This window comes from Hyunsoonleella rubra, from assembly GCF_042684665.1.
In the GTDB taxonomy this organism is placed as follows: Bacteria; Bacteroidota; Bacteroidia; order Flavobacteriales; family Flavobacteriaceae; genus Jejuia; species Jejuia rubra.
The window spans coordinates 25,621-44,743 of sequence record NZ_JBHULY010000012.1; the positions used below are offsets into that span (position 1 = coordinate 25,621).

The 19,123-nt window shown below is 40.6% G+C and carries 11 protein-coding genes; 7 read left to right on the forward strand and 4 right to left on the reverse strand.

Going from position 1 to position 19,123, the window contains the following annotated elements; translation table 11 throughout:
- Positions 1 to 123 precede the first annotated feature (123 nt).
- The 7 genes from ACFSR8_RS06385 to ACFSR8_RS06415 all read left to right on the forward strand — a co-directional run bounded on the left by ACFSR8_RS06385 (position 124) and on the right by ACFSR8_RS06415 (position 15,304).
- Positions 124 to 1,551 carry a T9SS type B sorting domain-containing protein gene (locus tag ACFSR8_RS06385; RefSeq protein WP_380290206.1) on the forward strand — a complete coding sequence of 476 codons (1,428 nt, stop codon included), beginning with the start codon at positions 124 to 126 and terminating at the stop codon, positions 1,549 to 1,551.
- Position 1,552: 1 nt separating this feature from the next.
- Positions 1,553 to 4,027: a PorP/SprF family type IX secretion system membrane protein gene (locus ACFSR8_RS06390; RefSeq protein ID WP_380290208.1), complete on the forward strand. Its 2,475-nt coding sequence runs from the start codon at positions 1,553 to 1,555 to the stop codon at positions 4,025 to 4,027.
- Between the two features lie 64 nt (positions 4,028 to 4,091).
- Positions 4,092 to 12,317: a T9SS type B sorting domain-containing protein gene (locus ACFSR8_RS06395; RefSeq protein ID WP_380290210.1), complete on the forward strand. Its 8,226-nt coding sequence runs from the start codon at positions 4,092 to 4,094 to the stop codon at positions 12,315 to 12,317.
- A 42-nt stretch (positions 12,318 to 12,359) separates the two neighbouring features.
- Positions 12,360 to 13,340 (forward strand): PorP/SprF family type IX secretion system membrane protein, encoded by a 981-nt coding sequence (locus ACFSR8_RS06400; protein WP_449272394.1) that lies wholly within the window; start codon positions 12,360 to 12,362, stop codon positions 13,338 to 13,340.
- Between the two features lie 70 nt (positions 13,341 to 13,410).
- A complete protein-coding gene (locus ACFSR8_RS06405; protein WP_380290213.1) occupies positions 13,411 to 13,689 on the forward strand; it encodes an EF-hand domain-containing protein in 279 nt (92 codons plus the stop codon).
- 31 nt (positions 13,690 to 13,720) lie between these two features.
- Complete coding sequence (locus tag ACFSR8_RS06410; RefSeq protein WP_380290215.1) at positions 13,721 to 14,143, forward strand: secondary thiamine-phosphate synthase enzyme YjbQ; 423 nt, start codon at positions 13,721 to 13,723, stop codon at positions 14,141 to 14,143.
- A gap of 51 nt (positions 14,144 to 14,194) precedes the next feature.
- The gene (locus ACFSR8_RS06415; RefSeq protein WP_380290217.1) at positions 14,195 to 15,304 is read left to right on the forward strand and encodes an ATP-grasp domain-containing protein; all 1,110 of its coding nucleotides are present in this window, start codon (positions 14,195 to 14,197) and stop codon (positions 15,302 to 15,304) included.
- Positions 15,305 to 15,382: 78 nt separating this feature from the next.
- Here the strand turns inward: ACFSR8_RS06415 and rplT are convergent, their stop codons facing one another.
- From rplT to thrS, 4 genes are all read right to left on the reverse strand, one after another.
- Positions 15,383 to 15,727 carry a 50S ribosomal protein L20 gene (gene rplT, locus ACFSR8_RS06420; RefSeq protein WP_380290219.1) on the reverse strand — a complete coding sequence of 115 codons (345 nt, stop codon included), beginning with the start codon at positions 15,725 to 15,727 and terminating at the stop codon, positions 15,383 to 15,385.
- Between the two features lie 102 nt (positions 15,728 to 15,829).
- Complete coding sequence (gene rpmI, locus ACFSR8_RS06425; RefSeq protein ID WP_019388182.1) at positions 15,830 to 16,027, reverse strand: 50S ribosomal protein L35; 198 nt, start codon at positions 16,025 to 16,027, stop codon at positions 15,830 to 15,832.
- Between the two features lie 104 nt (positions 16,028 to 16,131).
- Positions 16,132 to 16,650, reverse strand: coding sequence for a translation initiation factor IF-3 (infC, locus tag ACFSR8_RS06430; RefSeq protein ID WP_380290224.1), 519 nt, complete (start codon positions 16,648 to 16,650; stop codon positions 16,132 to 16,134).
- A gap of 70 nt (positions 16,651 to 16,720) precedes the next feature.
- Entirely contained in the window at positions 16,721 to 18,655 is a 1,935-nt protein-coding gene (thrS, locus tag ACFSR8_RS06435; protein WP_380290222.1) for a threonine--tRNA ligase, read from the reverse strand.
- Between the last annotated feature and the right edge of the window lie 468 nt (positions 18,656 to 19,123).

Genomic DNA, 19,123 nt, shown 5'->3' on the forward strand with positions numbered 1-19,123 from the left:
TGAATTAAAAAACGCAATAGATTGATAGAACTCTAGGTCGTTCATTTTTCTGGGTTTACTTTCTCATAAATCTTTAGAGAGTGCTGTTCCTAGACGTTTTATTTAATATGAAAATAAAATGGCATGAGGAACTTTACTCTTTTTTTTAAAATTTTCTTCGTTTGTGTCTTGACCACTTCGGTAAAGGCGCAAATCGCTATTGCGAAGCCAAATCTTGGTTTTAGCCAGGCATGTGCCAACCCATCCTTTAATACGTATAACGTTTCGTTTTCTTTTTCTCCCGAGGCGGAGTTGGAGGGGGCAAACCAGTTTATAATTGAGCTGTCAGATGCCACAGGTAGTTTTTCAAATGCTGAAATAATCTATACCTCGTCTGCAGGAAGTGTTACAACTTCGCCTGCAACATTAACCTTTGCCTTTCCAACCGATGTATCGGGAGAGGCTTATAAACTAAGAATCAAAAGTACGGCTCCATCTGCTACAAGTAGCAGCTCCAATGCATTTGCGGCATATTATAAGTTGCAGGATACGCCATTTTCTATCAACAATTTAATAGAAACAGGGGTGTACTGTACTGGAGGAAGTTATTTATTAACTATAGATAACCCGGGAAACCCCACTAACGATTCACCTTTACAATACCCTTCTTTAACCTTTAAATGGTATAAGGAAACTGGCCCAACTACTTCGGTTTATGTGGCCGATGGAGAGAGTTTGTCAGTAAATGAGCCAGGAACGTATTTTGTGAAAACCGATTACGGCACTTGTACCTCAAGTTCCTATTCAAACCGGGTTACCGTAAACGAATCCAGTACAGGCGCATCCTCAAGTATTAATTCTAGTTTGGGCAATCCATTTTGTGCCAGTGAAGGCTCAACAACTTTAAGTGCCATTTCCGGTAATAGTTATCAGTGGTTTAAAGACGGCGAGGCAATTTCAGGAGCAACAGAACAGAGGTATATAACTGACGAATCGGGTGAATATTCTGTTCGGATAGATTTAGGGAATTGTATCGAAAATGCATCTATTGATTTGAGTAGCGAGGGATTTTCAAGTAGCATTGATATAGAAAGAAATTCCATTTTGGATGAAGGCGAAACAGTCATGGTGACTATATCTTCCGATGCTTCAAATCCTGAATACAAATGGTACAGAAATAATGAGTTGATTTCCGGTGCAACGAGCAATTCATATGAAGCCATGCAAACCGGAAGCTATATGGCTGTAGTCACACAAACCAACGGATGCGTGTCTTCTGGTCAGCATGAATTTCTATTGAGTCCACCAGCAGATAATATCCCAAATTTGGTGAGCCCCAATAACGACGGTTTTAATGACACATGGATTCTGCCCCCAGAATATTTGGGAGGAACAGGAACTGAAGTGGCCATATACAATGCCCAAGGAAAAAAAGTATTATTAACCAATAATTATCAAAATAACTGGCCTGAAAATCAATTGGATTTTAAGGACGTTAACCCGATATATTATTACATCATAACAACACGAGGCCAGCAGACCCGAAAAGGATCGATAACGGTAGTGAAATAAAATGAACAAATATTTATTATATATGTTTTTATTCTTCTGTACGATACAACAGTTCCATTCTCAAGAGGATGGAGTTGTTGCGTTGGCACTTCCCGTTAGAAATTCTCTAAGGTTTAACCGCTTTGTGGTCAATCCAACCTTTAGTTTTGTTAGGGAAAATAACAGATTTGCAAGTTTTAGCAATAAACGGGAGTGGGTGCAATTTGAAGATGCCCCTCAAACATATTTGTTCAGTTACTCCGGAAGGTTTAGGGAAAATATTGGAGCTGGTATTGGCCTGTTCCAGCAGAATTACGGGGTGTTTACAACCTTTGGAGGAGTGGTCAACTTTGCATACAATGCCGTTCTAAATCGGGAAAGTAATTTCACCTTTGGTCTCAATGCCGGGTTTTATCAAAGTGGTATAAATGATGGAAGAGTAGTCACAAATGTTCCTGACCCCGCACTAAACAATATAGAGTCCAACTCAGTAATCACTATTAATCCAGGCATTAATTACGGCACTGGCTTTTTCGATTTTGGGGTATCGGTCAACAATTTGGTGGCCTATAATTTGACCAGCTCAAAAATAATCGAGGAAAACCCCGAACAAGGTATACAGCCCCATGTGATGTACACGGGATACATGAATTCGCGAGGTTTCTTTGATATGAGTAGATTTTCAACCTTGATAAGGTCGGAATTCAAAAAAGATGAAACAGTATTATCTGGTATGGTCATGTTGGCTGTTCCAAAGGGTATTTGGGCACAAGCGGGATACAATACGAAGTTCGGTGTTTCCGCTGGTATTGGATTGAATATCACCAAGTCCATAGCTTTTGAATACAACTATGAAAAATCGGCCGGTGGGTTTTCGGAATTTGGAAGTTCCCACGAATTTACCTTGGCATACCGATTTAAAAATGACAGACGTTTTAACTACGCCGATGAGAGCGAAGAAACGGCACTAATTACTCCAAATAAAAGAAAAGCGAACGTTACCAAAAGAAAGGCTAACAGTAGTTCGGATGCTGAGTTTAGAGCGAATAGAATTGCAAATGCCAAGTTAAAAGAACAGCGAAAAGCGCAACTGGCACAAGCTAAGAGGGAAGAGGCTGAAGAAACAAAATTAAAACAGGAAGCAGAGGCGAAAACACGAGAAATAGCTTCGGCGAAAGCTGAGGAAGAATCCAAATTGAAGGCTGAAAAAGATGCTAAGATAAAATTGGCAGAACAGCAAAAACAAAAAGAAGCCGAAGCCAAGAGAAAGGTTGATGAGGCTGCCAAAAAAGAAGCCGCACGATTGAAGGCTCAAGAACAGGCGAGAGCTAAAGCCGAGGAGGAAGCAAGATTAAAATTAGAAGCACAGAAAAAGGCTGAGGAAGAGGCAAGAATTAAAGCCCAGGCCGAAGCGGAAAGAAAACGTTTAGAAGCGCAACAAAAAGCCGAAGCAGATAAAAAAGCAAAAGAGGCAGAAGAAGCGAAACTGAAAGCAGAGCAGGAAGCCCAAGAAAAGGTGCGACTTGAATCTGAAGCCAAAGCCAAGGAGGAAGCGAAACGTTTAAAAGCAGAGCAAGAAGCTATGGCAATTGCTGAAGCCGAAGCTACAGTTACTCCCCAAGCTGAGGATGCAGAGTCCAAAACCATGAAAGCTATGGCTGAGGCAACAGAAAATGCCAAAAAAGCACAACAGGAATTGCTGAAGAGATTATCTGATAAAGTAGCTGTGAAGCAACAGGATTTGGATGATTTAAAAGAAGAAAATGACTTAAGCGAAAAAGGCATCTTTAAGCAACCTAAAGCTTTCAAAAGTGTAAGTGCTGAAAATGCAACTATTGAAAAACTAATAGAGGATATCGATAAAACCATCAAAGACCAGGAGGCTCAGCTAATAGAATTGGAGGCCGTTTATCTCACAAGAAAGAAGAAAAAGAGAAGTAAAACAGATTCGGTAAACGCTTTCTATCTTAAAGAAATAGAAAGACTAAAGGCAGAGCAAGCTAAAATCAAAATGTACAAAAAAGAGCTTGTGGCTAACCTGGAAGATATTAAGGTGAAGACCGAGGTGGAAAGAAGAAGGCGCATCAAACGTGCAGCTTATGACAACGAAAAAGACCGTTATGAAAAGGATAGAGGTGCTCTAGAGCGTATCAAAAGGTTTACTAATGACGCCGACGAGCCGCTTTCTGAAGCTGATTTTGATTTTGGTGAAAAACAAAATGATAATATCAAGATTGTTAAGAATATTTTGAATGCCGAACCAGGTTATTACCTAGTAATTGCCGTTCATAATGATGTTGAAAAACGTGATGAGTTCTTAACTAAAGTGGTATCGCTCGGACAAAAGAATATTGACTTTTTCTTTGATGTAAAAACAAATCAATATTACATCTATCACAAAAAGTTTAACAATATAAGTCAAGCTAAACAAGAAATGCAATCTAATACTAAACAACCTTATGACAAAAACATGTCTCTCGTAAAAATCGAGAATTAGAAATTAAATTAACTAGCCGTTTCCTTCGGACCCCCAACCGAAGGCAACACAAAACGAAATTAAAATGAAAAAGCCTACTTATGTAAAATTCGGTGTACCTGTCTTAGCGCTCCTTTTGAGTCTACAGTGTCTCGCGCAAAACCACGTGCCATATGTGCCAAGGTATGATGAGGCCATCAAAGGGGATATGCTGTTGATAGGTAATAGTAACGTGGGGATACATGTGTCCGACCCCTATAATGGAAACAATACCAACGATAGGATTGACGCTGCGGTTTATGTGGACATTGATGGAGACCCAACGACTTTTAATTCCAGTACTGCAGATTTGGATGTACCCGATTATGTCACTTGTTATCGTATTGTATATGCAGGACTGTACTGGAGTGCAGTTGTGAACGGGCCTGACCCCATTTCGGATATCAAATTTAAACTACCGGGTGGTTCATATCAAGATATCACCGGAACTGAGATCTATTTTCAGAATGCTCCAAATAACCGTGAGTCCAATACTTATGTCTATTATCATGACGTAACGGATATGCTAACGGCTTTGCCTGATCCCGAGGGAACTTATGGTGTAGCCAATATTTCGTCATTGGTTGGTCCAAAACCAAATTCCGAGGGATTGTCTGCAGGTTGGTCGCTTTTCGTTATATATGAAGATCCGCTATTGCCAAGCAAGTATATTACCTCATTTGACGGTTTTACAAAAATCACCAGTGTGATAAATGAGACGTTCCCAATTTCTGGATTCCAAACGATTCCTGTAGGGCCTGTGCGTGCAAAGTATGCTTTTAGTACCATTGAAGGGGATAGAAGATACACGGGCGATTATTTAACATTGAATGGAAATACAATTAACGCCACCGATAATTCGGGTACTGTCATACGGCCCGGAAACAACTTTTTCAACAGTACGGTATCCATTATTGACCCTGCAACGAATACCCCTGAACTCTTTTTCGATAGGGTTCCAGATGGAACGAACACGCTTGGTTTTGATGCCGGAATTATCAATATTCCAAATGCGGGAAACTCTATCATCGGAAATGGAGACACCACTGCTTCTATAAGCCTTGGTAGTAATCTAGATATTTATTATTTCTATTTCAGTGCCTTCGCTATTGAAATTATAGCACCAAACATCGTTTTGACCAAAATCGTAGAGGATGAATTGGGCAATAATATTGAAGGCCAATTGGTCGATTTAGGTGATGAATTGAATTACGTCATCGGTTTTCAAAATACAGGAAACGACGATGCCACGGATTTGACTATTAGGGATATCCTTCCTATAAATATTGTATTTAATTATCCTGCGGATATTTTGTCATTGCCCACTGGGGTAACGGTGGAAAGCTATGATGCGTCAACCCGTGAGATTGTATTTAGAGTGGACCGGTCCATCGTTGAGGAAAATGATCCGGCGCAGGATATCAGGTTTAGGGTAACCGTAGTTTCAGCTTGTAGTTTGTTAACGGATGCTTGTTCCAATATTATTGATAACCAGGCTTATGCTACCTATCGAGGAACGATTAATCCTGACTTCGTGATTTCAGACGACCCAAGTTATAATAGTGCCTCAGGCTGTTTGTTGACACCTCGTGCGACCAACTTTTTGGCAGATTTAAATTGTAATTTTACGGAAGAAGTCGCCCTTTGTGGAGATAGTACCGTATTGACAGCTGGGGATGGTTATGATTCCTATACATGGTCAACAAGTCCGTCCTTAACACCGGTAATTGGAACCGACCAGTCATTGACCGTTACCCAAACAGGTACTTATTATGTTTACAATGCTGCTACTGCACCTTGTCAGTCCATCACGCAAATATTTAATGTAACCCTTTTCGGAGCGAATGTTACCAATCCAGTTATTCCTTTTGCTGATGAAGTGGTGATTTGCCCTAATGACGGAAAGGAATTGCCAAATATCTTTTTATGTGGAGCCAATGATTCAAGGTTTATTCAAACGAACATCACCGATACATCTTCAATGATTTGGGAAGTATTGGACGAGTCGAGTTGTGCTGCAGTAGCCAATCCTGATTGTGCCAACGAAGATAGTGCCTGTACTTGGACTCAGGTGGCTACAGGTCCAGATTATAATGCCGATACGGCAGGGCAGTACCGATTAACGTTAAACTATGCTGGCGGATGTTTCAACCAATTCTATTTTAATGTATATGAGAATTTATTGGTGCCAACGGTAACTTCAAGGGATATCTATTGTACAACTCCTGGGGAAATCACCGTTGGGGGAGTGCCATCGGGGTATGAATTCAGTATTGATGGTATCAGCTTTCAGTCCAGTAATACCTTTATCGTAAATACAGCAGGAATTTATACGGTTTACGTTAGACAGACTGGGATAACGACCAACCCCTGTATTTTTACCGTTCCCGATGTGCAAATTCGCGAACGGGATTTTACGGTATCCGTCGATGTGACGCAACCCTTATGTCATGGTGAAAGGGGAAGTGTAATTTTGGCAGCCAACGATGTGCGTCCTCAATATTTTTATTCCATTTATGATGGTGCAACATTGGTGAATAGTGTTGGTCCTATCAATGATGATAACTATACTTTTGCCAACCTTAATCCCGGTACTTATGCAGTTAACGTTTCCACCGAAGATGGATGTACATACACAGGTGATATCGAAATTGTTGAACCGCCATTACTGGATATTTCACTGGCATTAACCACACCATTAACTTGTACCAATGGCGAAATAACGGCTTATCCAGTAGGAGGGACTCCCCCATACTATTACTTTGTAAATGGAGCTTCAACCTTCCAAAGCATACCAACAATTGATGTGCCAACTGCCGGCACTTACACTGTAAGAGTAGTAGATTTTAACAATTGTGAAGCTGAGGCTTCCATTGTTGTGAATGATACACCAGCTCCTGATTTCACAGTAAGTTCTACGGATATTTTATGTTCTGATACGCCAGATAGCGGTAGTATAAATATCAACGTCAGTAACCCAAATGGGAATACCTTGCGATATAGCATCGACAACGGTGCGACCTTTTTCAATTCAGCAGTATTTAATGGATTGACTGCCGGAGATTATGAGGTGGTGGTGGAATATACTAGCGGAACGGATGTCTGTACATCGGCACCGCAAACGGTAACTATTATTGCCTTAGATGCAGTAAATGGTACGGTTGCTCTGACTGCACCATACAGTTGTACCTCTACAGGGGTGATAACGGTTTCCGGAGTTACTGGAGGAACGGCTCCTTATGAATACAGTATCGATGGTGTAAATTACCAAACAGCAACAACATTTACCGGTTTAACAAACGGTACTTATACGGTTACAATTCGCGATGCCAATATATGTACATTCGTAGCGGCCCCAATAATTATTGATGCCCTGAATCCCCAAACGGATTTAGGTTTTAGTAGTACACCAATTACTTGTCCTGCGAACACTTCGGATGTTGCGCTAACAGCAACGGGAGGTACAAGTCCTTTAGAATATAGAATCATTGCACCTTCGGGAGCAAGTACAGCATATCAATCATCAAACCTTTTTGCAGGATTGGCACCAGATACTTACACCTTTCAAGTGAGGGATGCCAATAACTGTGAGTACAGTGAAACTTATACCATTTCACCATTACCACCATTGACCGTAAATACGATTATCACAAAGAATTTGGACTGTACGGCCTCACCGGACGGCGTAATAGAAGGTGTGGTTTCTGGAGGATCTGCTCCATTTAGTTATGAAGTATCATTTAACGGCGGTGCATTTGGAGGTTTAACTTCTGTTGTTGGAACTACGTTTTCACATGCTGTTCCTGTTGATGGTCAGTACCAGTTCAGAATTACAGATGCCAACAATTGTACGGTAGATTCTTCGGTGCAAACGATAAATGCTATTTCATTACCCGAAATCACTTCTGTAATACAACAAGATATTTTATGTAATGGGGATAATACTGGAGCGTTAGATATTACTATTAATAGCAGTGTGGGTACACCGCCATTTGTTATTAATGTGAACAACGATACAACGGGTACGAATTTTGGTACCCAAACTTCTGGTTTACCTGCAGGTAACTACACTATTACATTAACAGATGCCAATTCTTGTGAAGATTTGGAAATTGTTACCATCGCAGAACCAAGTCCAATTGTAGTTAATCACACCTCTTTACCAATTACATGTGATATCTCAAGTGGCGGTATTTCGAAAGGTTCGGTTATTGTGCAGGGTGTAACTGGAGGTACGGCACCATATAATTATTATGTAACGGGTACCAATGGATATTCAGCCACGGAATTAAATGCTTCTGGAACTACATCTACCACTTTTGATGTCGTCGATTTTGGATTGTATCAAATTAATGTTGTGGACTCCAATGGCTGTTCTGTATTGGTGCAGGATGTACTTGTAGCATCTCCGCCAAATGATTTGGATATTTCTGTGAATACAGTTGTGAATTGTACCACGGGAGGGGAGGCCATCGTTAGTATTGGAACGACTTTAGCGAGTGTAGGCCCCTTCTTTTTTGATATTTATCGTGGTGTTATTCCACCGCCACCGCCAGGAGGCACTTGGGTAGCGGAAGATGCTCCTGGTAGTCAAAGTGCCACATTTACAGGATTGATTCCTGGTGTTACATATACATTTATTGTGTTCGATGCATCAACGGGATGTAGTTATTACGAAACTGCCACAGCATCCGTACCCACAAATTCAACGTTGACGGCGACAGGCTTAACCTCTAATAATATTACCTGTGTGGGCAGTGCGGACGGCAATGTGTCCTTCACTATCAATAGTATCTATGCAGGTGCTACCAACGTAAATTATGAAATAGTTAATTCCTTGTCATTGGTGACAACGGGAATTACAGGCTCGGGTAGTGTACCGGCTAGTGGTTCACTTTCCGTATCAAATCTAGGCCCGTTACCTTTCGGAACTTATTTTGTAAATATTACCGAAACCAGTGGCCCAAATGCGGGCTGTGGGGTAGTAACGGTACCTTTCAATATTACTGAATCTGCAATTGATTTGAGTATTACAGCTACGGTGGATAACAACGCAAATTGTAACCCTAATTCTGGATTAATCAGTGCGATTGCCAGAGATGGTACACCCCCATATGCTTATCAAATTACAACTACGGCAACAGCACCGTTGGCTTCTGACCCATCGTGGGCTTCTGTAAATACGTTTAATTTGGATGCAAATACATATTATGTTCACGTAAAGGATGCCTACGATTGTATCAGAACTACATCGGCTATTGTATTGCCTCAAGACCCAGAACCAGTTATTTCAGCTACGCTAAATAATCAATGTACGGTGACGGAAGGCAATTTTGAAATTGACGTGACACTAACTTCGGCTGGAATTCTGCCATATAGTTTTAGTATTGATGGTGGTGCATTTCAAACGAGAACAGCACCGTTCACCATTTCGAATTTGGTGTCGGGAACGCATACTATAGAAATTCAAGATGCTAATGGATGTGGCAATTTAGTTTCAGTTGATATCGCTCAACCTGTGGATTTAACACCTGCTGTTACAGCATTGCCAACGTGTAACAATGATGATGGTGAAATTACTATAACAGGCACGGGAGGAACAGGCGCATATACCTATGCCATTAGTCCAAGCCCTGCTGGGGTAACTTTAACGGGAAATGTATTTTCCGGTGTACCTTCAGGAACTTATACCATTACGATAACTGATGCGAATACATGTTTTGCAGATGTTGAAGTGGTTTTACCTGAAGCGATACCACCAGTTGTAACAACAACGCCTTCAGCAATAACATGTTTTAGTGATAATACGGGAAGTTTTGAATTGAATATTGCAGGCTATTCTGGGCCTTATACTTATGAAGTTTTTGACAGTACATCTACTTCGGTAACTGGAGTAGTTTCTTCCAATACTTCAACAAACCCATTAACAGTTTCGGGAATGACTTCGGGAACTTACTCTGTGGTTATCACGCAAACGGCCAGTCCATTCTGTTCTGCAACGTCGGAGGTGATTATTCCTTCGCCTTTAGCACCATTATCAGTGGTGGCTTCTGAAACTTCAAACGTGACCTGTGATGACGATAAGGGCACAATTACCGCAGTAGCAAGTGGTGGTTGGGGCAGTTATGAATATGAATTGACGGGAGCATCAACTGTTCCTTTTTCATCTAATGGAACCTTTACAGATTTATCAGCAGGTGTCTACACGGTGAATGTTAGGGATGCTGGTGGGTGTATTGCTTCGGATGGTATTACTTTGGTGATTCCTCCGCCAATTAGCGCTACCGTTTCTGCGACACCAACGACATTGTCTTGTTTTGGTGATGACAATGCCACGATAACCGTGAGTAGCGTTACGGGAGGACAAGGAAGTAATTATACGTATATCTTGAATATGATTGCGCCGACAGCGAGTACTTCAGGACCACAAACATCGCCTGTATTCAGTAACTTAGGGGAGGGGACATATAATATTACGGTTTCGGATGGTTATAATTGTTCGTTTAATTCGCCAAATGTTGTCATTACGGAGCCTACTCCTGTTGAAGCAACTTTGGTAAAAGCGACAACTCAAACTTGTTTGACAGAAGCTACTTTAACACTAAGTGCAACCGGAGGTAACGGTCCATATACCTATAGTGATACGGCAAGTTTTGCAACAGTTTTGGGAACATTTACCAGTTCAATTACATTCTCCGTTCCAGTAGGCACTTACGAATACTACGTTAGGGATGCCAATGGCTGTACCGCCGATGTGTCCAACCAAATTGATAATGACCCATTGCCTACCTTAACTTTGAATTTGGATACTTCAAATGCGACTATTAACTGCGCTGGTGATACTACAGGTGTTATTGTTTCGGAGGCCCAAGGCGGTTTAGGCAGTTATGTTTACACACTTCAGGATACTTCTGGAAATGCCATTCCTGCTACACAAAACAGCCCGGGTGTCTTTTCGGATTTGCCTGTGGGCGATTATCAAGTAAGAGTGGATAGTGGTGATTGTTTATACACTTCGGCAACGATTTCAATTACCGAACCATCATTACCATTGGATGTAACCTTTACAACAACCAATGTAACTTGTACAGGGCAAAATGATGGCGTTTTAGAAATTGTAGCAACTGGTGGTACGAGTATTATCAAATATGCCATTTCACCACAAATGGACCAATTCTTTGATTCACCAATTTTTGAAGATTTGGCTCCAGGAACATATCAGGCTATTGCCCAAGATGAATTGGGTTGTTACGTAGTAATCGATTTCACTATTGATGAACCCACTCCAGTATTCCTAATCGTAGTGCCTAATTCTATTGTTCCAGAGCTATGTGATGGCGATTTAAATGGAAGTTTCAGTGTAGATATTTCTGGCGGAAGCCTGCCATATAACGTGAGTTTGGACAATTATGAAGGCCCTTACACAACGGGAACTGCCACACAAACAATTTTTGATTTTACATCTTTAGCCGGTGGAAACCATGTGGTTTATATTCGAGACAATGAAGGCTGTGAGGCCGAATTTGAGATTGATTTCCCAGAGTCCGTAAGTTTTGACCCTGAATTGGTGCTTGAATTTGGGTGTGTGGACAACCGTTCAACGAATACGGTTACGGTAACGGTAGATGAAACCCTTGTCGATCCATCGGATTTAGAATATGCTCTGAACGGAGGCACATACCAAACAAGCAATGTATTTGTAAACGTACCTGCAGGATTTAGCCATTATATTGATGTGAGGCATACTAACGGCTGTGTGCAACAAACGGCTTTCTTCGATATTGATGATTACCAACCGTTAGCCATAAGTTTAAGAGAAGGCCAAGGTTTCAACGAAATCGAAGCGATTGTAACAGGTGGAACAGGAAACTACGAATTCACATTAAATGGTGAATCCTATGGAAGCGAGAATACATTTATTATTTACGAAACCGGTATTTACACGGTTGTTGTAACTGATAGTAATGGCTGTTCGGTCTCTGCATCAATTCCTATGGAATTTATTGATGTGTGTATCCCAAATTATTTTACCCCTAATGGTGATGGCACCTTGGATCAATGGGGGCCTGGTTGTGCGAATCAGTATGACGATTTAACCTATGATATTTTCGATAGATATGGTAGAAAAGTGGTCACCCTGACCGTTAATCAAAAATGGGATGGTAAGTACAACGGAAAGGAATTGCCAACTGGCGATTACTGGTATGTAGTAAACCTAAACGATAGCCGAAATGATAAATCATTTGTTGGGCATTTCACCCTTTACAGATAAACCAACGAACAGAAGATGAGGACAGTAATAACAACTAAAATAATGCGAAAGGTAATTACAGGACTGGCAATATTGGTAATGACTATGGGGTATGCCCAGGAGTTAAACTTACCTGTGTTTACCCAATATTTGGCAGACAATAATTTTGTGGTATCGCCTACATTTGCGGGTATTGGTGACAATTTAAAAATCAGGGCCAATGCATTGACGCAATGGGTTGGAATTAAGAATGCGCCCGATAACCAATCCATATATGGTGATGTCAGGATCGCCGATCGCTCTGGTGTCGGTCTATCTCTGTATAATGATAGTAATGGTTTTACAAGGCAATCAGGAGCAAAGGTTTCTTTCGCCCACCATTTGATTGTGGATTATTATTCAAAACAATACCTGTCATTTGGTATATCGTACAACCTCAATAATTTTAGGTTGGACGTTGAGGAAATTAATAGGCAGAATAGGGAAGACCCATTTCCGTTACCCGCCTTATTAGATGATCGAAGAAGATCCAACAATAATTTTGACGTCGGAGTCCTTTACCGTTTTGGTGGCCTTTTTGTAAGTTTTAATGCCAATAACATCTTAAGCAAGGATCTTGATGAGTTTATTGAAAATACCGAGCCGGGATTACTTTTGAATTTTCAATTGTATTCGGGTTATACATTTAGAGGACCAAAAAAGAGTGGTTTAGAGTACGAACCTTCCATTTTTTATCAAAGGTTTCACAGTGATAAGCGCTCAGCAACTGATTTAACCTTCAAATTTAGAAAGTACAACCGATATGGTGATTATTATTGGGGAGGAATTTCATACCGCTACTTAAACGATCAGCTCTTCAAACCATTGAATATCGGCCCGATGATTGGTTTCCAAAAGTCTATTTTTTACTTTGGTTATGCCTACCAGATTACAATTAATGATTTGGCAGGATACAACACAGGTACCCATGTCGTAACCCTTGGGCTAAACTTTTTACAAGGTATAAGTAACTGTCCTTGTACGCAAGATCCTGTTCATCATTAAACATTGGGGTAGCTCTGGATTAATTTCTTTTTCGCTATTTTAGTTTCAAATAAATTTTAAAACTAGGAAGATGGACACTAAGGAAATTATACTCAACAAAATCCAGATTCTTATTACCAATCACTTTGCAACTCCCGAAGAGGCTTTCAGGTTTTTTGATGAAGACAGTGATGGCAAATTGACCAAAAGTGAAATCGTTAAATTGCTGAAGGAAGCCGAAATCAACGGTTTTATTCGCGGTTTGGTGTCTTCAAAATTGATTGAAGGTTATGATAAAGATGGAGATGGGTTGATCGATTGGCATGAATTTAAGGCAGCTATTGATGAGATTGCCGAAGACGCCGTTTAACTATTATGTCGAAATCATTCAAAACGAAACCATGAAATGTTTTCAAAAGGAAATACGTTTAAGGTCTTTTTCTCGTGGTTTTCATTTAATCACCTCCGAAGTTCTGGCTTCAATACCTGAAATCAAGGACATCCAAAGCGGACAGTTGCAGGTATTTATCAAACATACATCAGCTAGTTTGACCATTAACGAAAACGCCGATTATACAGTAAGGACAGATTTTGAAAACCATTTTAATAAAATGGTGCCAGAAAATGCACCATATTATGAGCATACTTATGAAGGCTCCGACGATATGCCTGCACATATTAAGGCCTCGCTTTTGGGAGCATCGGTACATATTCCAATTACCAATGGACGATTGAATCTGGGCACTTGGCAGGGTATTTATTTGTGCGAGCATCGCAATCACGGCGGTGGCCGAAAACTGGTTATTACAGCTTTTGGCATATAGATTTTTGAGTTAGAAACAGGAATTTTAAAGGGTTTATCGATTTTAAGCAAAGTGAAGGAAAAAGATATTATTTCAGTTTTAATTCCAGACGGAGAAAATCCGTTGCTTTTCAATGTTCTAAATTGTTTGTCTTTAGCAGATGAAGTAGAAGTTTACGTGATGTCTTCTTCTCAAAACAGTCCTTATAAATTCTCCCGTTTTGTCAAAAAGTTTAGTCATCATCCAATACCCAAAAATGATTTGGAGTGGATTGAAAACATCAATAACGAGCTCCATAAGTACAATGTTGATAAAGTGTTGCCCATTTTTGAAAAAGGGTTGGAGATACTGATAAGGCATCGCGATTTGATTCCCAAAGAAAAATTGGTTGAGTTGCCATCAATGCAAAGTTTTAAAACGGCTTTGAACAAAGGTTTGTTAATGAGATTTATGGATGAAAATAAAATTCAAACCTCGAATAGCATTGTCGTCAAACCCGGGGAGCGATTCGTTTCAAACGGAAAAATTAAGTATCCCGTTTTGGCAAAGCCTACCTTAGATTCCGGTGGGGGCGAGGGGATTGAAAAGTTGTATAACGAAGAGGAAGTCGAGGCGTTTTTCAAAAAGAACAAATTTTATAAAGATTATTTGGTCGAAGAGTTTATCGAAGGCTATGACTTGTGTTGTAATGTATTGTGTAACGATGGTGAAATACTAGCACACACCATTCATAAAGGACTGATGAAGGGACAAAAGGTCTTTGGGCCTTCCGTGGGTTTGGAGTTTTTATACAATGATGATGTATTGGAACTTACTGCCCATTTGATGAAAGCCTTAAAATGGAATGGCGTTGCCAATTTGGATTTACGATATGACCAGGTGTCAAAAAGGTTTAAAATTATCGAAATTAACCCCAGATTTTGGTATAATGTTGATGCTTCGGCGGTATTTGGTGTCAACTTTCCACATCTTTACCTGATGTCGAGTTTGGGGTATTGCATAGAATTTGGAAGTTACGAAACGAAAAAATATCTGAATATTAATGGTATAATGAAACGGGTGAAATCTAATCCCTTTTCCCTTTTCAACTTAAAATCCACGTTTAAGAATAGTCAGTTGAGGTTTGCTCTGCGAGATCCATTGCCATTGCTATCCAGAATATTTGCTAAATCCAAAACATAGCACAATCAAAAAAATCCGACTCTTACGAATCGGATTTTCAAATTAAGCGAAATATGTTTTACAAATAGGCTAAGCGCCTTATTTTACTTTATCTACAATTGCTTTAAAAGCTTCAGGGTTGTTCATCGCTAAATCTGCAAGTACCTTACGGTTCAATTCGATATTGTTAGCTTTAAGTTTTCCCATAAATTGAGAATAGGACAAACCGTGTAGTCTGGCTCCGGCGTTTATACGCGTAATCCACAGTGCGCGGAATGTTCTCTTTTTGTTTCTACGGTCTCTATACGAATATTGCATCGCTTTATCCACCGCATTTTTAGCTACTGTCCAAACGTTTTTACGTCTTCCAAAGTAACCTTTTGCTTGCTTAAGCACCTTTTTTCTTCGGGCTCTTTTTGCTACAGAATTTACTGATCTTGGCATAATTTTAAATGTTTTGTAGTAGGCGGCCGTTAATCGACACTTGCTAAATTATTTTGCCTAGCTCCAGGGTTTATAAATTGTTTTAACCGATTAAAACGTATGTTACTTTAAACGTAACATGGTTTTAATATTATCTTCGTCAGCCTTGTGCACCAATGTGTCATGGGTTAACGCAAGCTTACGCTTTTTAGATTTTTTTGTCAAAATATGACTCTTAAAAGCGTGCTTTCTTTTAATCTTACCAGTACCCGTCAACTTAAAACGTTTTTTGGCACTAGATTTTGTTTTCATTTTAGGCATTTCTTCTCCTAGTTTTAATTATCGCGCTTAATTACGAAGTGCTGAATTTATTTCAGCATCTTATCTTTATGCTTCGGTCGCTGTCGCTGAGCGAAGTCGAAGCCCTATTTCTTATCTTTTTTAGGAGCAATAAACATCGTCATTCGTTTTCCTTCCAGTTTTGGCATTTGCTCTACCTTGCCAAACTCCTCTAAATCCTGAGCCAAACGTAATAATAAAATTTGTCCCTGCTCTTTAAACACTATCGATCGTCCTTTGAAAAACACAAAAGCTTTCAGTTTTGCGCCGTCCTTTAGGAACTTCTCAGCATGCTTCTTTTTAAATTCGTAATCGTGGTCATCCGTTTGAGGTCCAAATCGAATTTCCTTAACAACTACTTTTGTGGCTTTCGCCTTTAAAGCTTTTTCCCGCTTCTTCTGTTCGTAAAGAAACTTTTTGTAATCCATAATTTTACAGACAGGAGGATCTGCTTTTGGTGAAATCTCTACCAAGTCCAAGCCTAATTCATCGGCTTTTCTTAGGGCATCACCTTTGGTGTAAATACCTACTTCTACATTATCTCCTACCAAGCGCAACTTTTGCGCCGTAATTTTGGAGTTGATTTTGTGTTTGTCTTCCTGTATTACCCTTCTTTGGGGCTGTCTTCTTCTTCTGATTGCTATGGCTTACTAAATTTTAATTAAACTTTATTTGTTAGAACGATTTTAACGTTTTACTAATATCTTCATTTATAATATTGGCGAATGCTTCAATGGAAATCATTCCTAAATCCTCGCCACCATGCTTACGCACGGTTATTTTACCTTCTTTTTCCTCGTGCTCACCGATAATCAGCATATAGGGGTATTTTTGCATTTCTGCCTCACGAATTTTCTTTCCTATCGTCTCGTTTCGGTGGTCAACGAGCGCGCGAATTTCGTGATTTTCAAGCAAATTTAAAACTTTTTCAGAATATTTTTCATATTTCTCACTCAGCGACAATATTTTAACCTGAACCGGCATCAACCATATCGGGAAGTTTCCTCCTGTGTGTTCCAACAATAATGCCACAAAGCGCTCCATGCTTCCAAATGGTGCACGGTGTATCATCACAGGGCGATGTTCCTCATTATCACTGCCTTTATAAGTCAATTCAAAACGTTCCGGTAAGTTGTAATCCACTTGAATTGTGCCCAATTGCCACTTTCTACCCAAAGCGTCTTTCACCATAAAATCAAGCTTAGGACCATAAAAGGCCGCTTCACCTTCCTCGATTACAAAATCAAGGCCTTTATCCTGAGCTGCATTAATAATGGCTTGCTCAGCTTTTTCCCAGTTTTCAACATCACCAATATATTTGTCTGGATTTTCAGGATCCCTTAAGGATACTTGCGCCGTAAAGTTTTCAAACCCTAAAGACCCGAAAACATAAAGCACTAAATCAATAACATTTTTGAACTCCGCATCCAACTGCTCCGGAGTACAAAATATGTGGGCATCATCCTGAGTAAAACCTCTTACGCGGGTCAAACCATGTAATTCGCCACTTTGCTCATATCTATATACCGTGCCAAACTCAGTGTAGCGCACGGGTAAATCTTTGTAACTCCACTGAAAACTATTATACATCTCGCAGTGGTGCGGACAGTTCATAGGCTTCAGTAAAAACTCCTCATCGTCCTTAGGTGTCGTAATCGGTTGAAAACTATCTTCACCATATTTGGCATAGTGTCCCGAAGTAACATATAATTCTTTCTGGCCAATATGGGGTGATACTACCATATCGTAACCCGCTTTTTTCTGCGCAGCCTTCAAAAAGTTTTCCAAACGTTCACGAAGTGCGGCACCCTTTGGCAACCACAACGGTAAACCTTGGCCCACCTTTTGCGAAAAGGTAAACAATTCCAGTTCCTTTCCAAGCTTTCGGTGGTCACGTTTTTTAGCTTCCTCCAGCAATTCCAAATATTCCTTTAGTTCCTTTTGCTTCGGAAACGAAATACCATAAACCCGCGTTAACTGCGGCTTGTTTTCATCGCCGCGCCAGTAAGCACCGGCAATACTAGTCACCTTTACAGCTTTTATAATACCCGTATTAGGAATGTGCCCACCACGGCATAAATCCGTAAACGTGCTATGGTCGCAAAACGTAATCGTACCGTCTTCAAGGTTTTCGATTAGTTCAGCCTTAAATTCGTTGTCCTTATATAAAGCAAGCGCATCAGCTTTACTAACCGATCGCATTTTAAAATCATGCTTACCACGCGCAATCTCCAACATTTTATCCTCAATGCGCTTCGAATCCTTTTCCGAAATGGTGTGCTCCCCAAAATCCACATCATAATAAAACCCATTTTCAATCGCCGGTCCAATGGTCAATTTAGCCCCGGGATACAATTCCTCAAGCGCCTGTGCCAGCACGTGAGCCGAAGAGTGCCAAAACGCCTGCTTCCCATTACCGTCCCTCCAGGTATAAAGCACCAACGCCCCGTCCGTGGTCAAAGGCGTCACTGTTTCAACAGTTGTACCATTAAAACTGGCCGAAATCACATTCCTAGCCAAGCCTTCGCTAATGCTTTTCGCAACGTCCATAGGCGTCACGTTCTCCTCAAACGCCTTAACGCTCCCGTCGGGCAAAGTAATCTGTATCATAAATCAAATTAAAAATAGGTCGCAAAGATAATAGTATAAACAAATCCACACAATATAATTTGCGTCATATATATTAAGGTAAACAATTTGGGCGTTACCCTCCTTAGGTCGGGTCGGGCTTTCCGTTCCAAGTCCTCGCTCCGCCCTTTTGGGGCTCCGCTGTGGGCTTTCCCCTGCAATCCCTAACGCGGGCCAGCCTGTCCCGTCCCGGTTCCGTATTTCGCTCTGCGTCCTTGCTAGAGGGCGCCGGTCCGTCCCGTCGGGTCGCTTCCGGCTTGGCGCAAAAAAACCGACGTTGCAACCCGCGCATTTTGAGCACGTTGCGTTGGCCGTTCAAAAAAGTTGAAAAAAAGGCGCAAAAATCCATTGCCCAATTAAAAATAGGTTTTATGTTTGCACCCGCAAAAACGGGGAAGCCCGATGTTGCGGAGTTCATTTGCAGTAGTTTTTTTGGTCAAAGAGGGGGGG

Excerpts from the sequence above, each read along its gene's own strand:
- thrS (WP_380290222.1), bottom strand. The coding sequence starts at position 18,655 with ATGATACAGATTACTTTGCCCGACGGGAGCGTTAAGGCGTTTGAGGAG.
- ACFSR8_RS06395 (WP_380290210.1), top strand. The coding sequence starts at position 4,092 with ATGAAAAAGCCTACTTATGTAAAATTCGGTGTACCTGTCTTAGCGCTC.
- ACFSR8_RS06385 (WP_380290206.1), top strand. The coding sequence starts at position 124 with ATGAGGAACTTTACTCTTTTTTTTAAAATTTTCTTCGTTTGTGTCTTG.
- rpmI (WP_019388182.1), bottom strand. The coding sequence starts at position 16,027 with ATGCCTAAAATGAAAACAAAATCTAGTGCCAAAAAACGTTTTAAGTTG.
- ACFSR8_RS06405 (WP_380290213.1), top strand. The coding sequence starts at position 13,411 with ATGGACACTAAGGAAATTATACTCAACAAAATCCAGATTCTTATTACC.
- ACFSR8_RS06390 (WP_380290208.1), top strand. The coding sequence starts at position 1,553 with ATGAACAAATATTTATTATATATGTTTTTATTCTTCTGTACGATACAA.
- ACFSR8_RS06400 (WP_449272394.1), top strand. The coding sequence starts at position 12,360 with ATGCGAAAGGTAATTACAGGACTGGCAATATTGGTAATGACTATGGGG.
- ACFSR8_RS06410 (WP_380290215.1), top strand. The coding sequence starts at position 13,721 with ATGAAATGTTTTCAAAAGGAAATACGTTTAAGGTCTTTTTCTCGTGGT.
- rplT (WP_380290219.1), bottom strand. The coding sequence starts at position 15,727 with ATGCCAAGATCAGTAAATTCTGTAGCAAAAAGAGCCCGAAGAAAAAAG.